A 19,695-nucleotide genomic window follows, 5' to 3' on the forward strand; every position below is an offset into this window, starting at 1 on the left:
TCAGGTCCTCTCCGTTTTGCTTAACCACATTTCATCCATCCCACCCCCACGAATCTGCATCGGGTAGACATGTTCACTACCGTCGACGGTGACATCGACAAACACCAGACGATGGTTACGCACATGTTCCAGCGCTTCGCCCAACTTGCTCTCAAGTTCTTCAGGCCGATTAATCTGGATACCGATATGTCCATAAGCCTCAGCAAGGCGCACGAAATCGGGCAGCGACTGCATGTAAGACTGTGAGTGACGCCCGGAGTAGATCATGTCCTGCCACTGTTTGACCATGCCGAGATAACGGTTGTTAAGGTTGAGTACCAGCACCGGCAGTTCATATTGCAGCGCCGTCGACAGCTCCTGGATATTCATCTGAATGCTGCCATCCCCGGTGACGCACACTACCGTTTCATCTGGCAAAGCCATTTTCACCCCTAACGCCGCAGGTAAACCGAATCCCATAGTCCCGAGGCCGCCTGAGTTAATCCAGCGACGCGGTTTATCGAACGGATAGTAAAGTGCGGCAAACATCTGGTGTTGGCCAACGTCAGAGGTCACATACGCCTCCCCTTTCGTCAGACGCCAGATGGTTTCAATCACCGCCTGCGGCTTAATTCTTTCGCTTTGCGTGTCGTATTTCAGACACTGACGGGCACGCCAGTGCTCAATCTGTTGCCACCAGTCACGATTATCATCCAGCGGCTGCTGAGATTTCTCCTGCTCCAGTAGTTCGAGCATCTGATCCAGCACCAGGCGGGCATCCCCCACAATCGGAATATCCGCAGTAACGGTTTTGGAAATAGAGGTCGGATCGATATCGATATGCAGCACGGTCGCATTCGGACAATATTTTGCCAGGTTATTCGTCGTTCGATCGTCAAAGCGAACGCCAACGGCAAAGATCACATCGGAATGATGCATGGTCATATTGGCTTCGTAGGTACCGTGCATGCCCAACATGCCCAGCGCCTGACGATGCGTGGCCGGAAACGCGCCCAACCCCATGAGCGAGGAGACAACCGGCAGATTCAGCGCTTCAGCAATCTGAGCTAACTGCTCGTGGCAAGCGGCATTGACCGCGCCACCGCCCACATAGACAACCGGTTTCTTCGCCGCGACCAGCGTCTGCAACGCCCGTTTTATCTGTCCTTTATGTCCCGTCGTCGTCGGATTATACGAGCGCATACTCACCGAGTCCGGCCAGCTATAAGGCAGTTTCTTCGCCGGATTCAGAATATCCTTCGGCAAATCCACCACCACTGGCCCCGGACGACCGCTTGCTGCCAGCCAGAAGGCTTTTTTCAGCACCTGCGGGATATCTTCCGTTTGTTTGACCAGGAAGCTATGTTTCACCACCGGGCGGGATATACCTACCATGTCGCACTCCTGGAAGGCATCGTAGCCAATCAGCGACGTTGCGACCTGTCCGGAGAGGATCACCAGCGGAATGGAATCCATGTAAGCCGTTGCGATCCCGGTAATCGCGTTGGTCGCCCCCGGCCCGGAGGTGACCAATACGACCCCCACTTCTCCCGTGGCACGCGCAAGGCCATCAGCCATATGTACCGCCGCTTGTTCATGGCGGACCAGCACATGATCAATACCGCCGACCGTATGCAGGGCATCATAAATATCGAGGACGGCCCCCCCGGGATAACCGAATACCTGCTTCACACCCTGATCGATGAGCGATCGGACGACCATCTCGGCTCCAGACAACATCTCCATGGCTTGCCTCACTCTTATAATGAATTGCGGTTTAACAACACATTAACCGCTGACGATGACGCATGGCAATTGACTCCGAAGGGGTGGCACTGGAGTAAATAAGAATAAAAAGGAGGAAAGACGCGAATAAACGGAGAATTAAACCAGCATAAGCAATCAGCATGATAAATAATCGCTTAAAAATGGGAACTTACAGCAATTACTCTATTTTTTGACACTTTTGGACAGACGTAAAAAATAGAGTTCAGCATAAAATTTCAGTTATAAAGTTAAAAGCAGAATAAACAGGATGCACCGTCCGGTTTACTCTGCTAAATGCTACTGCTTACAAACGGAGACTAACAACTCTTCCATCCATTGATGTCCTTTATCCCGGCCTGCGGCTTCATGCCATGAAAGATAGCATGTGCGGCTGTTCAATTTTAACGGTAAAGGCAAGATCTGTAGTTCTAAAGAATCGGCAAATTCTTCTGCTAACCAACGTGGCGCAATAGAGACCAAATGCGTTTGCGACACAATATTAAGAACGCTAATTAATGCCATGCCCTGATAAGCCACGGAGGATTGTTTATCCGGTGTGTCATACCACGGTTGGCTGAATGATGCGAAGCGATCAAGTGACACCACCGCATGCTGTTCATTATAGACATTGCTTTCCAGTAAAGGACCACTAATGCGCGGATGCTTTTTACTTGCCACTAACACCATTTCGTCATTGAATAACGGAATACTGGTAAATTCAGGACGTCGGAACTCTTCATAGCTAATAACGAATTCAGTTTCCTGGTAACGTAATTGATGCTCTGTATTTTGATTGAGTGAAGATTTAAATACGACATGAATGTTTGGTGCAACTTGCTCAACCCTATTATAAATCAACGAGGTCAGAATATTATCCAATGGGCTGCATACGCAAAGATTGAATACGCGCTCGCTGCTGGCTGGCTCAAAACCCGATCCAGGCAGTTCATTCTGCACTAATTGCAATGCCTGGCGAACAGAACCAAATAGCTGGAAGGCTCTTGCTGTCGGCTGGATACCGCGTCCATAACGAACAAAAAGCTCATCATTAAACATAATTTTCAGGCGCGCGACCGCATTACTGACAGCAGGTTGCGACATCCCCAAAGTATGCGCGGCACGGGTGATGTTTTGTTCTTGCATCACCGCATCAAAGACGGTTAATAAATTAAGATCAACCATGCGAAGCTGTGGTTTCCCAATATCTATAATATTTGTTTTATCTGTTATTTTTACTTCTGGCATATTTAACTCCACTGTCACTCTAAACTCCCTTTTCCCAGACGGAGTGAAGAAATAATCTCCGTTAATATGATTTACCATACATATAAGATGAGAAAAAGAAAAAACATTAAAATTAGGAAAACATAAAGGCACAAACCTAAATGAACAAAAGACCAATGCGATCGCAGTGTGGCAGTGTCACTGCACGGTGATTCATATGTTTAAATTTCAAAAACAATATAACCATAAGCATGGCGAATATACAATCATACGTATAGTGAATGTGTATTTAAGTTTTAATTAAATGTTTATATTATTAATACATTAAAAGTTAACATTAATTTATCAATTTTGTGGTGTTACACCACCCATAGCCATTCATAATTACTATAAAAACAGATAAATCATCAAGATATGAAATTCCAAGAGCGATTTTTCCTTCAGTTCGCCGTTACAATAAATGCAAATAACTATGCTCAAATATGTCAAAACATGAAAATTATGTACAACCATCAACTGATTAATTTTATGTAGCCCGAAAAATTCAGCACAATTCGCTTAAGTTTTGCAGAAACTTCCCCCCTCTAACGAGGCATTTGCTGGAGTGAGGGTTGACATCAGTCTTCATATCCAGTACCACTAAAAGCATATCGCATTCGCCTGGAGCTTAATTGATGACTTACATTGCTCGTTTCAACGGTCTACTACTACTAAACGCATCTTCGTTGCGCGGTAGACTGGTGGACGACATTCAGCATTAAGTCAGCTCCAGTTAAGACAAAAAACCCGCGCCGTTGCGCGGGTTTTTTTATGCTCGAAGCAAGGCGCCCTAAGAAACCAAGGACCTAAACCATGAGCCAGCAAGTCATTATTTTCGATACCACCTTACGCGATGGAGAACAGGCGTTACAGGCAAGCCTGAGTGTGAAAGAAAAACTGCAGATTGCGCTGGCCCTTGAGCGTATGGGCGTTGACGTGATGGAAGTGGGTTTCCCCGTTTCTTCACCGGGCGACTTTGAGTCAGTTCAGACTATCGCTCGTCAGGTTAAAAACAGCCGCGTTTGTGCCTTAGCTCGCTGCGTAGAAAAAGATATCGACGTTGCCGCAGAATCTCTGAAAGTCGCTGAGGCTTTCCGTATTCATACGTTTATCGCCACCTCGCCGATGCACATCGCGACGAAATTACGCAGTACGCTGGATGAGGTCATTGAGCGCGCGGTCTACATGGTTAAGCGTGCGCGTAATTATACCGATGACGTGGAGTTCTCCTGCGAAGATGCAGGCCGTACCCCTATCGCCGACTTGGCTCGCGTGGTTGAAGCTGCCATTAACGCGGGAGCCAAAACCATTAACATCCCCGATACCGTCGGTTACACCATGCCTTTCGAATTTGGGGCAATCATTTCTGGCCTGTATGAACGCGTACCAAATATCGATAAAGCCATCATCTCCGTACACACCCATGATGATTTAGGTTTGGGCGTAGGCAACGCACTGGCAGCCGTTCACGCCGGAGCGCGTCAGGTGGAGGGCGCGATGAACGGTATCGGCGAACGCGCCGGTAACTGCTCACTGGAAGAAGTGATCATGGCGATCAAAGTGCGTAAAGATATCCTGAATGTACAGACCCGCATCAATCACCAGGAGATCTGGCGCACCAGTCAATTAGTCAGCCAAATCTGCAACATGCCTATTCCGGCTAACAAAGCCATTGTCGGTAGCGGCGCCTTTGCCCACTCTTCCGGTATCCATCAGGACGGTGTACTGAAAAATCGTGAAAACTACGAAATCATGACGCCTGAATCCATCGGCCTGAACCAGGTACAGCTGAACCTGACGTCCCGTTCCGGACGTGCCGCGGTGAAACACCGTATGGACGAGATGGGATATAAAGAAAATGAATACAGCCTGGACAACCTGTACGACGCATTCCTGAAACTGGCGGACAAAAAAGGTCAGGTATTTGATTACGACCTGGAAGCGCTGGCCTTCATCAATAAACAGCAGGAAGAGCCGGAGCATTTCCGTTTGGATTACTTCAGCGTGCAGTCCGGCTCAAACGACATCGCCACCGCCTCCGTCAAGCTGGCCTGCGGTGAAGAAGTCAAAGCCGAAGCGGCGAACGGCAACGGTCCGGTCGATGCCATTTATCAGGCAATCAACCGTGTAACTGAGTACAACGTCGAACTGGTGAAATACAGCCTGACCGCCAAAGGGCACGGTAAAGATGCGCTGGGTCAGGTGGATATCGTTGCCAACTATAACGGTCGTCGTTTCCACGGCGTCGGTCTGGCGACAGATATCGTCGAATCTTCCGCTAAAGCAATGGTTCATGTGCTGAACAACATCTGGCGCGCCGAAGAAGTCGAAAAAGAATTGCAACGCAAAGCTCAGAACAACGAGAACAACAAGGAAACCGTGTGATGTCGAAGAATTATCATATTGCTGTTTTGCCGGGTGACGGTATTGGCCCGGAAGTGATGGCGCAAGCCCTGAAGGTACTGGACGCAATCCGCAACCGCTTTAACATGCGCATTACCACCAGCCACTACGACGTGGGTGGTGCCGCTATCGATAACCACGGTCAGCCGCTGCCGCCTGCAACGGTTGAAGGCTGTGAACAAGCTGACGCCATTCTGTTTGGCTCCGTTGGCGGCCCGAAATGGGAAAATCTGCCGCCAAACCAGCAGCCAGAGCGTGGCGCGCTGCTGCCATTGCGTAAGCACTTCAAATTATTCAGCAATCTGCGCCCAGCTAAGCTCTATCAGGGTCTGGAAGCGTTTTGCCCTCTGCGCGCAGATATTGCCGCGAACGGTTTCGACATCCTATGCGTACGCGAACTGACTGGCGGAATTTACTTCGGTCAACCAAAAGGCCGCGAAGGCAGCGGACAACATGAAAAAGCCTTTGATACCGAGGTTTATCACCGTTTCGAGATCGAACGTATTGCGCGTATCGCGTTTGAATCCGCCCGTAAACGTCGCCGTAAAGTCACGTCGATTGATAAAGCTAACGTACTGCAAACGTCTATTCTGTGGCGCGAAATCGTCAATGAAATTGCTAATGAATACCCAGACGTTGAACTGGCGCATATGTACATCGACAACGCGACGATGCAATTGATCAAAGATCCTTCCCAGTTCGACGTGTTGCTGTGCTCTAACCTGTTTGGCGACATTCTGTCTGACGAGTGCGCCATGATCACCGGTTCAATGGGCATGTTACCGTCCGCCAGCCTGAATGATCAGGGCTTCGGTTTGTACGAGCCCGCTGGCGGCTCCGCTCCTGACATCGCCGGGAAAAACATTGCCAACCCTATCGCCCAAATCCTGTCGCTGGCGCTGCTGCTGCGCTACAGCCTGGATGCCAATGATGCGGCAACCGCAATTGAGAGCGCCATCAACCGCGCATTAGAAGAAGGCATCCGCACCGGTGACTTAGCCCGTGGCGCTGCCGCAGTCAGTACCGATGAAATGGGCGACATCATTGCCCGTTACGTCGCAGAAGGGGTGTAATCATGGCCAAAACGTTATACGAAAAATTGTTTGATGCGCACGTCGTCTTTGAAGCGCAAAACGAAACCCCGCTGTTGTACATCGACAGACATCTGGTGCATGAAGTGACCTCTCCGCAAGCGTTTGATGGCCTGCGCGCGCATGGCCGTCAGGTACGCCAGCCGGGTAAAACCTTTGCCACCATGGATCACAACGTCTCTACCCAGACCAAAGACATCAACGCGTCGGGTGAGATGGCACGCATCCAGATGCAAGAGCTGATTAAGAACTGTAACGAATTTGGCGTCGAGCTGTATGACCTGAACCATCCGTATCAGGGTATCGTTCACGTGATGGGGCCAGAACAAGGCGTGACGTTGCCGGGTATGACCATCGTCTGCGGCGATTCCCACACCGCTACACACGGCGCGTTCGGCGCGCTGGCGTTTGGTATTGGCACCTCTGAAGTTGAACACGTTCTGGCGACGCAGACCCTGAAACAGGGGCGCGCCAAAACCATGAAGATTGAAGTCAACGGTAAAGCAGCCCCTGGCATTACCGCCAAAGATATTGTGCTGGCGATTATCGGTAAAACCGGTAGTGCAGGCGGTACCGGACACGTAGTTGAGTTTTGTGGCGAAGCCATCCGCGCGCTGAGCATGGAAGGCCGCATGACCCTGTGCAACATGGCGATCGAACTGGGCGCGAAAGCGGGCCTGGTCGCGCCAGACCAGACCACCTTCAACTATGTCGAAGGCCGTCTGCATGCACCGAAAGGCAAAGACTTTGACGACGCGGTCGCCTACTGGAAAACCCTGCAAACGGATGAAGGCGCCACTTTCGACAGCGTCATCACCCTGCAAGCGGAAGAGATTGCGCCGCAGGTCACCTGGGGAACAAACCCGGGTCAGGTCATTTCGGTGAACGATAATATTCCCGACCCGGCATCCTTTGCCGATCCCGTTGAGCGCGCATCGGCTGAAAAAGCGCTGGCGTATATGGGGCTGAAGCCAGGTATTCCGTTAACGGAAGTGGCTATCGATAAAGTGTTCATCGGTTCCTGCACCAACTCGCGTATTGAAGATTTACGCGCCGCGGCGGAAATCGCCAAAGGACGTAAAGTTGCGCCAGGCGTACAGGCACTGGTGGTGCCGGGCTCTGGTCCGGTGAAAGCGCAGGCGGAAGCAGAAGGTCTGGACAAGATCTTTATCGAAGCAGGATTCGAATGGCGTTTACCAGGCTGTTCCATGTGTCTGGCCATGAACAATGACCGCCTGAATCCGGGCGAGCGCTGCGCCTCCACCAGCAACCGTAATTTTGAAGGCCGTCAGGGCCGCGGTGGTCGCACGCATTTAGTCAGCCCGGCCATGGCCGCCGCTGCCGCCGTTACCGGTCATTTTGCCGACATTCGCAGCATCAAATAAGGAAACTACCATGGCAGAGAAATTTACCCAGCATACCGGCCTGGTTGTCCCACTGGATGCCGCCAACGTTGATACCGACGCAATCATTCCCAAACAGTTTTTGCAGAAGGTTACGCGTACCGGTTTTGGCGCTCATCTGTTTAACGACTGGCGTTTTCTGGACGAAAAAGGGCAACAGCCAAATCCTGAGTTCGTTTTGAACTTCCCGGAATATAAAGGGGCATCAATTCTGCTGGCGCGCGAAAACTTCGGCTGCGGTTCGTCACGCGAACATGCGCCGTGGGCGTTGACCGATTACGGTTTTAAAGTGGTGATTGCCCCAAGCTTCGCCGACATCTTCTACGGCAACAGTTTCAATAACCAACTGCTGCCGGTGACTCTGAGCGACGCGCAGGTAGATGAAATGTTTACCCTGGTGAAAGCCAATCCGGGCATTAAATTTGAAGTGGATCTGGAAGCGCAGGTGGTGAAAGCGGGCGATAAGTCCTACAGCTTTAAAATCGACGACTTCCGCCGCCACTGCATGCTGAACGGTCTGGACAGCATCGGGCTGACGCTGCAGCATGAAGCGGCCATCACCGAGTACGAAGACAAGCAGCCAGCGTTTATGCAGTAATCTCTCCCGCTGGTCACCGCACGGTGGCCAGCCTCTACTCTTCGCCTACAGCGTATCGCCGTAATAGATTTGGTAGCCAAGATTAACGCTGCCCGGCGCATCCTTCCCGCCAAGACGTTTAATCAAAATATCCGCCGCCGTTTTGCCAATCTCAAAGCGTGGTGTAATCACGCTGGCGATTTTTTGCAGCCGCGCACGGCCAATTTCCAGCCCGTGGAAACCGGCAATCGCCATTTTTCCCGGCACATCGTACTGCTGTGCCTGACACTCCAGCAGCACGCCAACCGCCAGGTCATCGTTGGTACAGAAAATAGCGTCAATATCCGGCTTTTCCGCCATCGCCTGCTGGAACATTTTGCGCCCCAGCGCTACCGACGAAATCGTTTTTGGCGCCAGGTGATACGCCTCCAGCCCCTGCGCAGCCAGCGCATTCTCGGTACCTCGGTAACGACTCAAATCGCGAGGGTCGTCCATTGATCCAAAGAACGCAATGTGACGTTTTCCACTGTCGATAAACGCCTGGGTCATCTCGAAGGCCGCTTTTTCGTTATCGAAACCGACCTGTATATCCAGATACTGGCCGCTAATATCCATCAGTTCCGCCACAGGTACGCCGCTGGCGCGCACGTACTGGATCATCCGCTCGGTATGCAGCTTTCCGGTGAGGATCAAGCCGTCGATATTGTAAGAGAGCAGATTCAGAACCTCGCGTTCTTCACGCTCGGCGTCATATTCGTAGTTGGCGATCAGCGTCTGGTACTGGCAAGCCGAGGTGACGGATTCAATTCCCGCCAGCACGTCGGCAAAGATCTGATTACGAAACGAGGGGATCAGCACACCAATAGTTTTGCTACGTGCGTTGAGCAGAATTTCCGGAGCGCGGTTAGGAATGTAGTTGTTCTCTTCCATGATTTTCGAAATCAATTCACGGCTGCGTTGCGACACCTGATTCGGGTCACGCAGATAACGGCTGACCGTCATCTTATTCAGACCGGCCAGATTAGCGATATCCTGTAATGTCATCCGATTGTTTTTCATGAGGTTCTCTACGACCAACATCCCATTATGCTCGCAGAGAACCTTATCACAGCCGGTTAGCGACTGCACTCCTCGCTCAACCTTAACGCGTTACCATCTCAGCCGACGGCGACGTGGTTTCATTTTGCGCACGAACGCAGTACATCAGCACCACCGATGACAGCAGAGCAATCGCCATGAAGGTGTAGGAGACGCCCGGCCCGCCGGTCACGCCGTTGAGGTAACCCACCAGCCACGCGCCGAGGAATGCCCCTAACGCGCCAAAACTGTTGATCATTCCCATCGACACGCCGGAGACGTTGCGCGGCAGCAGTTCGGGGATCAGCGCAAAGAACGGTCCGTAAGGCGCATACATACAGGCGGCGGCCACGACCAGCAGCGCGTAAGAGAGCCAGAAGGACTGGTTGCCCAGCATCCACGAGGCAAAGAACGCAATGGCAGCAATCAGCAGCAGCGGCCAGATAAACAGCTTACGGTTCTGGTATTTATCGGACAGCCAGGAAACCGTCAGCATCAGGCAGATCGCCGCCAGATACGGCACTGCCGCCAGCCAGCCCACCGCCACAATATCCATCTGCGCCGCGTTTTTCAGAATCGACGGCATCCACATCATGAAGCCATACACCCCGATGCTCCACAGCGCATGCACCGCGCAAAGCATAATGACGCTGCGTGAACGCATCGCTTCACCGTAGTTGCGCATCGGTTTGATGTCCCGCTGCTCGCGGTCCATCGCCTGCTGTAACGCCTGCTTCTCCTGCTCGCTCAACCAACCCGCATCCGCCGGTTTGTCGCGCACCAGAATCACCCAGCAGAAAGCCCAGATCACCGCAGGAATACCTTCAATGATAAACATTTCGCGCCAGCCCCAGGCTTCAATCAGGTAGCCAGAGACAATCGACATCCACAGCACTGTGACCGGGTTACCGAGAATTAAAAAGGTGTTGGCGCGCGAGCGTTCAGTTTTGGTAAACCAGTTGCTGATATAAATCAGCATCGCGGGCATCACCGCCGCTTCGACGATGCCGAGAATAAAGCGGATCGCCATCAGTGTTGGGATATTGCTGACAAAGCCGGTCGCCGCGGCACAAAGCCCCCAGAGGATCAGGCTGTAAAAAATCATTTTACGGACGCTATGTTTAACGGCATACATGGCGCCAGGCACCTGGAAAAAGAAATATCCCAGGAAAAAGAGCGCGCCAATCAGCGAGGCCGTGCCCTGGGTGATCCCTAAATCGTGTTCGATACCAGCGGCAGCGGCAAAGCCGTAATTGGCGCGGTCGAGATAAGCTAAGCTGTAGGTAATAAAAATAATCGGCATTAAATACCACCAGCGACGCGCTGGCAGTTTTGCGAGCATATTCATACTCACTCCTTGGATTATCATTAAAGGATGAGGTTGCTTCCCGCGGCCTCGTTAGCGATCAAACAGCGGCCAGCATGCCGCCATCGACAAACAGAAGATGCCCATTCACAAAGTCAGAGGCGGGCGCAGCGAGATAAACCGCCGCGCCGATCAACTCTTCCGGGTTACCCCAGCGAGCAGCGGGCGTGCGCTGGAACAGCCAGGCGGAGAATGCTTCATCGTTAACCAGCGCGGTGGTCATGTCGGTAGCGAAATAGCCGGGAGCAATACCGTTGACCTGAATATTGTATTCCGCCAGTTCCACGCACATGCCACGGGTTAACATTTTGACCGCGCCTTTTGACGCCGCGTAGGGGGTAATGGTTTTACGACCTAATTCACTTTGCATTGAGCAGATATTAATAATCTTCCCGCGGCGGCGTTGCACCATGTAGCGGGAAACCTGCTGTGATACCAGAAAGACCGATTTCTGGTTTACATCAATCACTTTGTCCCATTCAGCCTCCGGGAATTCGGTGAAGGGATAACGACGCTGGATTCCGGCGTTGTTAATTAAAATATCAATGGCCCCAACGTCCTTTTCAATTTGCGCGATGGCGCACGCCACCTCTTCCCCGCTGGTAACATCAAATCCATAGCCAACAGCGCGATAGCCTTCGGCCACCAGTTTGTCCGCCGCCGCCTGCGCCCGCTGCTGGGTAATGTCGTTAATAACAATCTCAGCACCGTGCGCCGCCAGACCGCTGGCCAGCAGGTTACCAATGCCCTGAGCGGAACCGGTAATCAGCGCGCGTTTACCGGTCAGGTCGAATAGGTTTTTCATGAAAAAACTCCTTTTTTGATAACTGTTACGCGTAACTGTATACGCGTAACAGTAGAAAAAAGAAGATCAAGGAAGAGGAAAAAGATCGTTATGTGATCAACGTTACATTTACGTGCAAGATAAAAAAGAAGGATAGGCCTGATAAGCGTAACGCGTTCAGGCCGTAGGGACAGGTTGCCGGATGGCGGCGTAAACGCCTTATCCGGCCGACAAAAACGACAAAAACTAATGCAAAATATCGCCAGGCCGGGCACTACGACGCCAGGACTGCGCCGGACTAAACGTCCTTCACCCGCCCGGTCATCCACAGCGTAACCACCGAAATCACCGCAATCACCCAATAGACGGCATAGTGACCATAGCTTTGCGCAACTGCCCCCTGAATCACCCCTGCCAGAATGACTCCCGTTGAAATACTGTTGGTAAATAATGTGGTCGCTGACCCCGCACGTCCAGGCATCAGATCCTGAAACCACAGCATGCCTATCCCGGCGATAATACCGATAAATACCGCGTTAAACAGTTGCAGCACCAGCAGCGCCATACGGCTGTGAAAGAAGATCAAACCAATATAAAACAGCACGCCTGCCGCTACGGCCGCGATCATCATTCGCCGTTTACCAAAGCGCTTCACGTAATAGCCTGCCAGAATCATCGCCGGAATTTCCAGCCCAGCCGCCGTCCCCATCAGGATCCCGGCCAGCTTGTCCGGCAAGCCCAGTTCAAGACTTATCCACAGTGGCATATCAATGATGTACATGGTGTTGCAGGTCCACATCAGCGTGGAGGCAATAAACAACATACGCACATTTTTGTCCTGCCAACCGCCGGTCTGTTCCAGCGGCACGTCTACAGGCTGCTCCACCCGCGCGACAGACGGCAGTATCAGCGCAATCAGCACCAGGCTAATGGCAAAAATCCCTGCGGCAATGGAAAACATCGCCGTAAAGCCGTAATTCAGCGCCAGCATGAATGCCAGTGGCGGTCCTATCACCCAGGCCAACGAAAGCTGCGCACGCATCACCGAGCTAAACATCACCACTTCACGCGCGGAGTTATCAGCATATTCTCGCGCCAGCGCAAACAGCTGCGGCATGGCGGTGTTCGCCAGCGAGGCCAGCAGCACACCGCAGGTGATCAGCGTTAGATAGTGGCGATTAAAGGCAAACAGCAGCGCATTGCCAATCGCCATCAGGCAGCAAAACATGATCAGCTTGCGCCGATCGCCCTGGCTGTCGGATCGTTTCGCGAGGCCAAGGCTGACGACGATCCCGACAATCGCATTGACGGTGTAAAACAGCCCGACCCAAAATGGCTGCGCCCCGACTTCACGGCTCAGGAACAGACTCAGGGTGGGTGCCTGCAATGCCCCCGCCACGCCCATCATAAAAGCGACCAGCATAAATGCCGCGTAAACGCCGTTGAGGCGCCGTCCCATGGTCATAATCCAGAGCATATCTTTCCTTTTAAGCGCAGCTGAAACGAAAAAAGCCAGCAGATAATACCTGCTGGCGGGTGAACGAGGCTGTATCCTGCCATTATATCTGGCATCGACGCTGGGTAAAAAACGCATAATCCAGGCGGAGGGCGCTGGGTATAGAAATCTATTCCCAAGCCTGACAACGCAGAGTATGCGTTTTTTACACGCGTCCCGGAGGGCTGGGGCCATTTTTTCACATAGCTGTGTTGCTCACACCTTATTTGGTTCACCAAATTTCACTGTTCGCGCCTTGCCATGTGAAAAAATAGCCACCAGCGATGCTCAGAGATAATGGCAGGATACAGCCTGCACCAATACTCAGTCACACATGATGTCTGCAATTTCCAATTCAGGAGTCAGATGTCATCTCCCACTGCATCAGCTCTTCGAGCATCTTTAAGCGCTGCGGTGCGCTCAGGCAAGCCAACCAGGACGATTTTTCTGTCGTGGTAAAGTACTTCAACCAGAACTGACGCATAGATGACCCCTTCGTTGTCTCATCGCTTCATCGGAATCTATTATTGGCTTAATATAGGGATTATAAAATTGCTGAGTTTTCCGCAGGAGTTCCCCTTTTATGTCTTCTGGTCGTTTGCAACAACAGTTCATCCGTCTGTGGCAATGCTGTGACGGCAAAACGCAAGACACGACGCTCAACGAGCTGGCGGATCTGCTGAGCTGCTCGCGCCGCCATATGCGTACGCTGCTTAATACCATGCAAGATCGCGGCTGGTTAACGTGGGAAGCTGAAGTTGGACGAGGTAAACGCTCGCGACTGACATTCCTCTATACCGGGCTGGCGCTCCAGCAGCAGCGCGCAGAAGACCTACTGGAACAGGATCGCATCGATCAACTGGTGCAACTGGTCGGTGATAAAACGGCCGTACGGCAAATGCTGGTCTCCCATCTGGGTCGCAGCTTTCGCCAGGGTCGGCATATCATGCGCGTTCTCTATTATCGCCCCATGCACAACCTGCTCCCCGGCACGGCATTACGCCGCTCCGAAACCCATATCGCCCGGCAAATCTTCAGCGCCTTAATTCGGGTAAATGAGGAAAATGGGGAACTGGAAGCAGACATTGCCCATCACTGGCAGCAAATTTCACCTTTACACTGGCGATTCTTCCTGCGTCCGGGGATCCATTTTCATCATGGCCGCGAGCTGGAAATGGCAGATGTTATCGCCTCACTGATGCGCATTAACAGCCTGCCGCTGTACTCACACATCACGCAGATCGTCTCTCCCACGGCCTGGACGCTGGATATCCATCTGGCCCAGCCAGACCGCTGGCTTCCCTGGCTATTGGGGCAGGTCCCCGCCATGATCCTGCCGCGAGAATGGGAAACGCTAAACAACTTCTCCAGTCACCCGATTGGTACCGGTCCGTATGCGGTAATACGAAACACCAATAACCAACTGAAAATTCATGCATTTGATGATTACTTTGGCTACCGGGCCCTGATCGACGAAGTTAACGTTTGGGTATTACCCGACATCGGAGAAGAACCTGGCGGCGGGTTGACGCTAAAAGGTCCCACAGAGGATGAAAAGGCGATCGAAAGCCGCCTCGAAGAAGGTTGCTACTACCTGCTGTTTGATGCGCGTAGCCACCGTGGAGCTAACCAGGAGGTCCGCGAATGGGTAAGCCGCATTCTCTCGCCAACGAATTTAATCTGCCACGCCGACGAACAGTACCAGCGACTATGGTTTCCCGCGTATGGTTTACTCCCCCGCTGGCATCACGCAAAACCCGGCCATGGTGAAAAACCCGCCGGGCTGGAAACGCTGACAATCACTTACTATCGCGATCACATCGAACACCGGATTATCGCGCAGATCATGAAGACATTGCTCGCGCAACATCAGGTGCAGTTGAATATTCAGGAGATCGACTACGATCAATGGCATGCAGGTGAAATCGTCAGCGATATCTGGCTCAACAGCGCCAACTTTACCCTACCGCTCGACTTCTCACTGTTCGCCCATTTGTGCGAAGTCCCGTTGCTGCAAAACTGTATCTCGCGGGACTGGGAAAACGATGCGGCTCGCTGGCGAACGGGCGAAATGAGCCTGGCTGCATGGTGCCAACAGCTGCTCGCCACAAAGGCCATTGTGCCATTAATCCACCACTGGCTGATCATTCAGGGACAGCGCAGTATGCGCGGGCTGCGCATGAATACCCTCGGCTGGTTTGATTTTAAATCGGCGTGGTTTGCTCCGCCGGATCCTTAATTGCTGCTAAGCAACAAAATCATTACACTAACGCCGTTCTCAACGGGGTGCTAAATAAAAACATACACAAAATCATTCGATCTGCGTATGGGCTGAGAGATACCCGTCGAACCTGATCCGGATAATGCCGGCGAAGGGATTTGAGGCTTATCTCAAGTCCTTTGCCACCCAACTCTTGAGGTGCAAAGTGTTTAAAAAATGTCTTCCGCTTTTACTGCTGTGCGCAGCGCCTGTCTTCGCCAAACCTGTACTGACCGTCTATACCTACGACTCGTTCGCAGCTGACTGGGGCCCGGGCCCAACAATCAAAAAAGCCTTTGAAGCTGACTGCAATTGCGAGCTGAAACTGGTCGCGCTGGAAGATGGCGTCTCGCTGCTTAACCGCCTGCGCATGGAAGGAAAAAACAGTAAAGCCGACGTCGTGCTGGGTCTGGATAACAACCTTCTGGAAGCCGCCACACAAACCAAACTGTTTGCCAAAAGTGGTGTAGCAAACGACGCCGTTAACGTACCCGGCGGCTGGAAAAACGATACCTTCGTGCCGTTTGACTACGGTTATTTCGCCTTCGTTTATGATAAGAACAAGCTGAAGAATCCGCCCAAAAGCCTGAAAGAACTGGTAGAGAGCGACCAAAAATGGCGCGTCATTTATCAGGATCCACGCACCAGCACGCCAGGTCTGGGTCTGCTGCTATGGATGCAGAAAGTCTATGGTGATAAAGCGCCAGAGGCGTGGCAGAAACTGGCAGCCAAAACCGTCACCGTCACCAAGGGCTGGAGCGAAGCCTACGGCCTGTTCCTGAAAGGTGAAAGCGATCTGGTGCTCAGCTACACCACCTCTCCGGCCTATCACATCATCGCCGAGAAAAAAGACAACTACGCCGCCGCTAATTTTAGTGAAGGCCACTATTTGCAGGTGGAAGTCGCCGCCCGCACCGCGGCCAGCAAGCAGCCGGAACTGGCCGAGAAATTCCTGAAGTTCATGGTGTCTCCGGCATTCCAGAATGCGATTCCGACCGGCAACTGGATGTATCCCGTGACGCAAGTCGCCCTGCCGTCAGGATTCGAGCAACTGAATAAACCGACCACCGCGCTGGAATTTACGCCACAGCAGGTTGCGGCTCAACGTCAGGCATGGATTAGCGAATGGCAACGCGCCGTCAGCCGTTAATCCCCGGCTGGCTGGTTCCAGGGCTTACCGCCGCCACGCTGATGGTGGCCGTTGCCCTGGCCGCGTTTCTGGCACTGTGGTTTAACGCCCCGCAGGGAGAGTGGTCCTCGCTGTGGCAAGATGACTACCTGTGGCACGTGGTGCGCTTTTCTTTCTGGCAGGCTTTTCTATCCGCTGTGCTGTCGGTTGTCCCGGCGATTTTCCTTGCCAGAGCGCTCTATCGCCGCCGTTTTCCAGGACGTCTGGCGCTGCTGCGCCTGTGCGCCATGACATTAATCCTGCCGGTGCTGGTCGCGGTCTTCGGTATTCTTAGCGTCTATGGTCGTCAGGGCTGGCTGGCCTCACTCTGGCATGTCTTCGGGCTGGAATGGACCTTTTCGCCTTACGGTTTGCAGGGCATTCTGCTGGCTCACGTCTTTTTCAATCTGCCGATGGCCAGCCGCCTGCTGTTACAATCGCTGGAGAGTATTCCCGGCGAACAGCGGCAGTTAGCCGCTCAGTTGGGTATGCGCGGCTGGCATTTCTTCCGTTTTGTTGAATGGCCGTGGCTGCGTCGTCAGATCCTGCCCGTCGCAGCACTCATCTTTATGCTGTGCTTCGCCAGCTTCGCCACCGTTCTGTCGCTGGGCGGCGGGCCACAGGCCACGACCATCGAGCTGGCTATCTATCAGGCGCTGAATTTTGATTACGATCCTGCCCGCGCAGCCATGCTGGCGTTGATCCAGATGGTTTGTTGTTTGGCGCTGGTGCTTCTCAGTCAACGTCTGAGCCGCGCGATTGCTCCCGGTGCTACCCTGGTACAAGGCTGGCGCGATCCTGACGATCGCCTGCACAGCCGACTGACTGACGCAATCCTGATTATTCTGGCCCTGTTGCTGTTGCTGCCGCCGCTGCTGGCGGTGATTGTCGATGGCTTAAACCGCCATGTTCTGGATGTACTGATGCAGCCAGTGCTGTGGCAGGCGCTGGGAACCTCGCTGCGCATCGCATTAGCAGCAGGAGCGTTATGCGTCATACTCACCATGATGCTGTTATGGAGCAGTCGTGAACTTCGTGCACGACAGCAGGTGCTGGCAGGTCAGATGCTGGAGCTGAGCGGCATGATGATCCTCGCCATGCCGGGTATCGTGCTGGCAACCGGCTTCTTTCTGCTGCTCAATAACACTATTGGGCTTCCCGAATCTGCCGACGGCATTGTCATTTTTACCAATGCGCTGATGGCGATCCCTTATGCTTTGAAGGTGCTGGAAAACCCAATGCGTGACGTCACTGCGCGCTATAGTATGTTGTGCCAGTCGTTGGGCATTGAGGGATGGTCGCGCCTGAAAGTGGTTGAACTGCGCGCCCTGAAGCGCCCGCTGGCACAGGCGATGGCGTTTGCCTGCGTGCTGTCGATTGGCGATTTTGGCGTAGTGGCGTTATTTGGTAATGAGGATTTCCGCACCCTGCCGTTTTATTTATATCAGCAGATTGGCTCTTATCGCAGTCAGGATGGCGCAGTTACGGCGTTATTACTGCTGATCCTGTGCTTTACGCTGTTTACCGTTATTGAGAAATTGCCGGGTCGAAATGTTAAAACTGATTGATATCACATGGCTTTATCACCATCTGCCCATGCGCTTTACGCTGTCGGTCGCGCGCGGTGATCAGATAGCGATACTCGGGCCCAGCGGCGCCGGGAAAAGTACGCTACTGAATCTGATTGCCGGCTTTCTCACGCCTGCCAGCGGTAACATGGTGATTGACGGTGAAGATCACACCACGACACCACCCTCGCGCCGTCCTGTTTCTATGCTGTTTCAGGAAAACAACCTGTTCAGCCATCTGAGCGTACAGCAAAACATCGGCCTGGGCCTGAATCCTGGATTGAAGCTTAACGCATCGCAGCGGGAGAAAATACTCCACATCGCCCAGCAAATGGGGATCGACTCTCTGCTGGAACGCCTCCCCGGTGAGCTTTCCGGCGGGCAGCGGCAGCGCGTGGCGCTGGCGCGTTGTCTGGTGCGGGAACAACCTATTTTACTGCTTGATGAACCGTTCTCTGCACTTGATCCCGCGCTGCGCCAGGAGATGCTAACGCTGGTGGCCGAAGTCTGTCGCGAGAAGCAGCTGACGTTACTGATGGTTTCCCACAGCGTAGAAGATGCGGCGCGAATTGCGCCCCGCTCGATTGTGGTCGCCGACGGGCGCATCGCCTGGCAGGGCGATACGGACGATCTGTTAAGCGGCAACGCTAGCGCCTCGGCGCTATTGGGCATTAAAGCATAATGCGTTGCCGGATAAGGCGAAGCCGCCATCCGGCAAAAGATTCGTCAGTAACCCACGACTTTACGCAGAATATCGATATACACCGGCATCAGTGGATGGCGCAGTAACGCCACCAACGCAACCACACCGATCCCGAGCGTCAACGGCGCCAGATACAGCAAACGGCTGCGGGGGAAATACGCCGTTAAGCGATCGACAGCCGCTTTGCCACTGCGCCATAGCCGCCAGCAAAACCAGCCGCCAACCCAGAGCAACACCGCCGTCGCCAGCAGCAACCATTTGAAATCCCCGCTCTGCATATCAGAAGGAATATCAATTGCCGCTCCCGCCAGGATCCCCGGCAGGAAGTAGAACGGTGGCCACAGCACGCAGCCGATAATATTCGGGACGATAAATTTAGCGACAGGCAGATCCAGCATGCCTGCTACCATCGGCACCAGCGGACGCGTCGGTCCGACAAAACGCCCCACCAGAATAGTAAACATGCTGTGCTGATGCAGGGCGTGCTCGGTTTTATCCAGCAACGCCTTGTTCTTTTTCATGAACGACCAACGGTGCAATGGCTTTTTAAAGCGCCAGCCCAGCCAAAAAGAGATCCAGTCCCCCAATAAGCAACCTATAATGCCCGCAAGCCAGGCATGCCAGAAGTTCAGTTCGCCGCTGCCAATCAGCGCACCCAGCCCCGCCATCATCACGGTCCCGGGTAGAATCAGGCCAACCAGCGCCAGCGACTCCAAAAAAGCCACCAGAAGTACGGCGATCAGAGAGTACAGGGCGGACTGGAGAATAAAGTGTTCCAGCAATGCTTGCAT

General features: G+C 53.0%; 17 protein-coding genes and 1 riboswitch. Of the genes, 9 read left to right on the forward strand and 8 right to left on the reverse strand.

What is annotated here, in order from left to right:
* Entirely contained in the window at window positions 1-1,725 is a 1,725-nt protein-coding gene (gene ilvI / locus SK34_RS19085; RefSeq protein ID WP_075262649.1) for an acetolactate synthase 3 large subunit, read from the reverse strand.
* Window positions 1,726-2,043: 318 nt separating this feature from the next.
* Window positions 2,044-2,991, reverse strand: a complete 948-nt coding sequence (gene leuO / locus SK34_RS19090; RefSeq protein WP_003837423.1) for a transcriptional regulator LeuO — start codon at window positions 2,989-2,991, stop codon at window positions 2,044-2,046.
* Between the two features lie 653 nt (window positions 2,992-3,644).
* Here leuO and leuL point away from each other — a divergent pair.
* The 5 genes from leuL (at window position 3,645) to leuD (ending at window position 8,504) form a co-directional block, all read left to right on the forward strand.
* Window positions 3,645-3,731 carry a leu operon leader peptide gene (gene leuL / locus SK34_RS24740; RefSeq protein ID WP_048998978.1) on the forward strand — a complete coding sequence of 29 codons (87 nt, stop codon included), beginning with the start codon at window positions 3,645-3,647 and terminating at the stop codon, window positions 3,729-3,731.
* 91 nt (window positions 3,732-3,822) lie between these two features.
* A complete protein-coding gene (gene leuA / locus SK34_RS19095) occupies window positions 3,823-5,394 on the forward strand; it encodes a 2-isopropylmalate synthase (RefSeq protein WP_003837421.1) in 1,572 nt (523 codons plus the stop codon).
* Entirely contained in the window at window positions 5,394-6,485 is a 1,092-nt protein-coding gene (gene leuB / locus SK34_RS19100; RefSeq protein WP_003837420.1) for a 3-isopropylmalate dehydrogenase, read from the forward strand. Before leuA ends, leuB begins: the two co-directional genes overlap by 1 nt.
* 2 nt (window positions 6,486-6,487) lie before the next feature.
* A complete protein-coding gene (gene leuC, locus SK34_RS19105; protein WP_016149551.1) occupies window positions 6,488-7,888 on the forward strand; it encodes a 3-isopropylmalate dehydratase large subunit in 1,401 nt (466 codons plus the stop codon).
* A gap of 10 nt (window positions 7,889-7,898) precedes the next feature.
* Window positions 7,899-8,504: a 3-isopropylmalate dehydratase small subunit gene (leuD, locus tag SK34_RS19110; protein ID WP_003837416.1), complete on the forward strand. Its 606-nt coding sequence runs from the start codon at window positions 7,899-7,901 to the stop codon at window positions 8,502-8,504.
* A 45-nt stretch (window positions 8,505-8,549) separates the two neighbouring features.
* On the opposite strand, the gene idnR is transcribed toward leuD, so the two are convergent.
* The 5 genes from idnR to sgrT form a co-directional block, all read right to left on the reverse strand.
* Complete coding sequence (gene idnR / locus SK34_RS19115; protein WP_044699207.1) at window positions 8,550-9,542, reverse strand: DNA-binding transcriptional regulator IdnR; 993 nt, start codon at window positions 9,540-9,542, stop codon at window positions 8,550-8,552.
* 82 nt (window positions 9,543-9,624) lie between these two features.
* Window positions 9,625-10,908 (reverse strand): MFS transporter, encoded by a 1,284-nt coding sequence (locus SK34_RS19120; RefSeq protein WP_003837412.1) that lies wholly within the window; start codon window positions 10,906-10,908, stop codon window positions 9,625-9,627.
* A gap of 58 nt (window positions 10,909-10,966) precedes the next feature.
* Complete coding sequence (gene idnO / locus SK34_RS19125) at window positions 10,967-11,731, reverse strand: gluconate 5-dehydrogenase (protein WP_016149547.1); 765 nt, start codon at window positions 11,729-11,731, stop codon at window positions 10,967-10,969.
* Between the two features lie 277 nt (window positions 11,732-12,008).
* Window positions 12,009-13,187 carry a sugar efflux transporter gene (locus SK34_RS19130; protein WP_003837408.1) on the reverse strand — a complete coding sequence of 393 codons (1,179 nt, stop codon included), beginning with the start codon at window positions 13,185-13,187 and terminating at the stop codon, window positions 12,009-12,011.
* A 373-nt stretch (window positions 13,188-13,560) separates the two neighbouring features.
* Entirely contained in the window at window positions 13,561-13,689 is a 129-nt protein-coding gene (gene sgrT / locus SK34_RS19135) for a glucose uptake inhibitor SgrT (protein ID WP_003018817.1), read from the reverse strand.
* Window positions 13,690-13,788: 99 nt separating this feature from the next.
* Between sgrT and sgrR the strand changes: the two genes are divergently transcribed.
* From sgrR to thiQ, 4 genes are all read left to right on the forward strand, one after another.
* Entirely contained in the window at window positions 13,789-15,444 is a 1,656-nt protein-coding gene (gene sgrR / locus SK34_RS19140) for an HTH-type transcriptional regulator SgrR (RefSeq protein WP_003018820.1), read from the forward strand.
* A gap of 33 nt (window positions 15,445-15,477) precedes the next feature.
* A riboswitch (TPP riboswitch) is annotated at window positions 15,478-15,601 on the forward strand.
* A 30-nt stretch (window positions 15,602-15,631) separates the two neighbouring features.
* Entirely contained in the window at window positions 15,632-16,615 is a 984-nt protein-coding gene (gene thiB, locus SK34_RS19145) for a thiamine ABC transporter substrate binding subunit (protein ID WP_048233912.1), read from the forward strand.
* Complete coding sequence (gene thiP, locus SK34_RS19150; RefSeq protein WP_048233914.1) at window positions 16,591-18,201, forward strand: thiamine/thiamine pyrophosphate ABC transporter permease ThiP; 1,611 nt, start codon at window positions 16,591-16,593, stop codon at window positions 18,199-18,201. Before thiB ends, thiP begins: the two co-directional genes overlap by 25 nt.
* The gene (thiQ, locus tag SK34_RS19155; protein WP_003837401.1) at window positions 18,185-18,883 is read left to right on the forward strand and encodes a thiamine ABC transporter ATP-binding protein ThiQ; all 699 of its coding nucleotides are present in this window, start codon (window positions 18,185-18,187) and stop codon (window positions 18,881-18,883) included. Before thiP ends, thiQ begins: the two co-directional genes overlap by 17 nt.
* A gap of 44 nt (window positions 18,884-18,927) precedes the next feature.
* Here the strand turns inward: thiQ and SK34_RS19160 are convergent, their stop codons facing one another.
* Window positions 18,928-19,695 (reverse strand): DedA family protein, encoded by a 768-nt coding sequence (locus SK34_RS19160; protein WP_003837398.1) that lies wholly within the window; start codon window positions 19,693-19,695, stop codon window positions 18,928-18,930.

Source organism: Citrobacter sp. MGH104 (assembly GCF_001034485.1).
Lineage (GTDB): Bacteria > Pseudomonadota > Gammaproteobacteria > Enterobacterales > Enterobacteriaceae > Citrobacter > Citrobacter freundii.

Bases quoted from the DNA above. Each gene is read 5' to 3' on its own strand.
- thiP (WP_048233914.1), top strand. From the start codon at position 16,591: ATGGCAACGCGCCGTCAGCCGTTAATCCCCGGCTGGCTGGTTCCAGGG.
- thiQ (WP_003837401.1), top strand. From the start codon at position 18,185: ATGTTAAAACTGATTGATATCACATGGCTTTATCACCATCTGCCCATG.
- leuA (WP_003837421.1), top strand. From the start codon at position 3,823: ATGAGCCAGCAAGTCATTATTTTCGATACCACCTTACGCGATGGAGAA.
- leuO (WP_003837423.1), bottom strand. From the start codon at position 2,991: ATGCCAGAAGTAAAAATAACAGATAAAACAAATATTATAGATATTGGG.
- leuC (WP_016149551.1), top strand. From the start codon at position 6,488: ATGGCCAAAACGTTATACGAAAAATTGTTTGATGCGCACGTCGTCTTT.
- sgrT (WP_003018817.1), bottom strand. From the start codon at position 13,689: ATGCGTCAGTTCTGGTTGAAGTACTTTACCACGACAGAAAAATCGTCC.
- SK34_RS19130 (WP_003837408.1), bottom strand. From the start codon at position 13,187: ATGCTCTGGATTATGACCATGGGACGGCGCCTCAACGGCGTTTACGCG.
- idnR (WP_044699207.1), bottom strand. From the start codon at position 9,542: ATGAAAAACAATCGGATGACATTACAGGATATCGCTAATCTGGCCGGT.
- leuL (WP_048998978.1), top strand. From the start codon at position 3,645: ATGACTTACATTGCTCGTTTCAACGGTCTACTACTACTAAACGCATCT.
- SK34_RS19160 (WP_003837398.1), bottom strand. From the start codon at position 19,695: ATGCAAGCATTGCTGGAACACTTTATTCTCCAGTCCGCCCTGTACTCT.
- sgrR (WP_003018820.1), top strand. From the start codon at position 13,789: ATGTCTTCTGGTCGTTTGCAACAACAGTTCATCCGTCTGTGGCAATGC.
- leuD (WP_003837416.1), top strand. From the start codon at position 7,899: ATGGCAGAGAAATTTACCCAGCATACCGGCCTGGTTGTCCCACTGGAT.
- SK34_RS19120 (WP_003837412.1), bottom strand. From the start codon at position 10,908: ATGAATATGCTCGCAAAACTGCCAGCGCGTCGCTGGTGGTATTTAATG.
- idnO (WP_016149547.1), bottom strand. From the start codon at position 11,731: ATGAAAAACCTATTCGACCTGACCGGTAAACGCGCGCTGATTACCGGT.
- leuB (WP_003837420.1), top strand. From the start codon at position 5,394: ATGTCGAAGAATTATCATATTGCTGTTTTGCCGGGTGACGGTATTGGC.
- ilvI (WP_075262649.1), bottom strand. From the start codon at position 1,725: ATGGAGATGTTGTCTGGAGCCGAGATGGTCGTCCGATCGCTCATCGAT.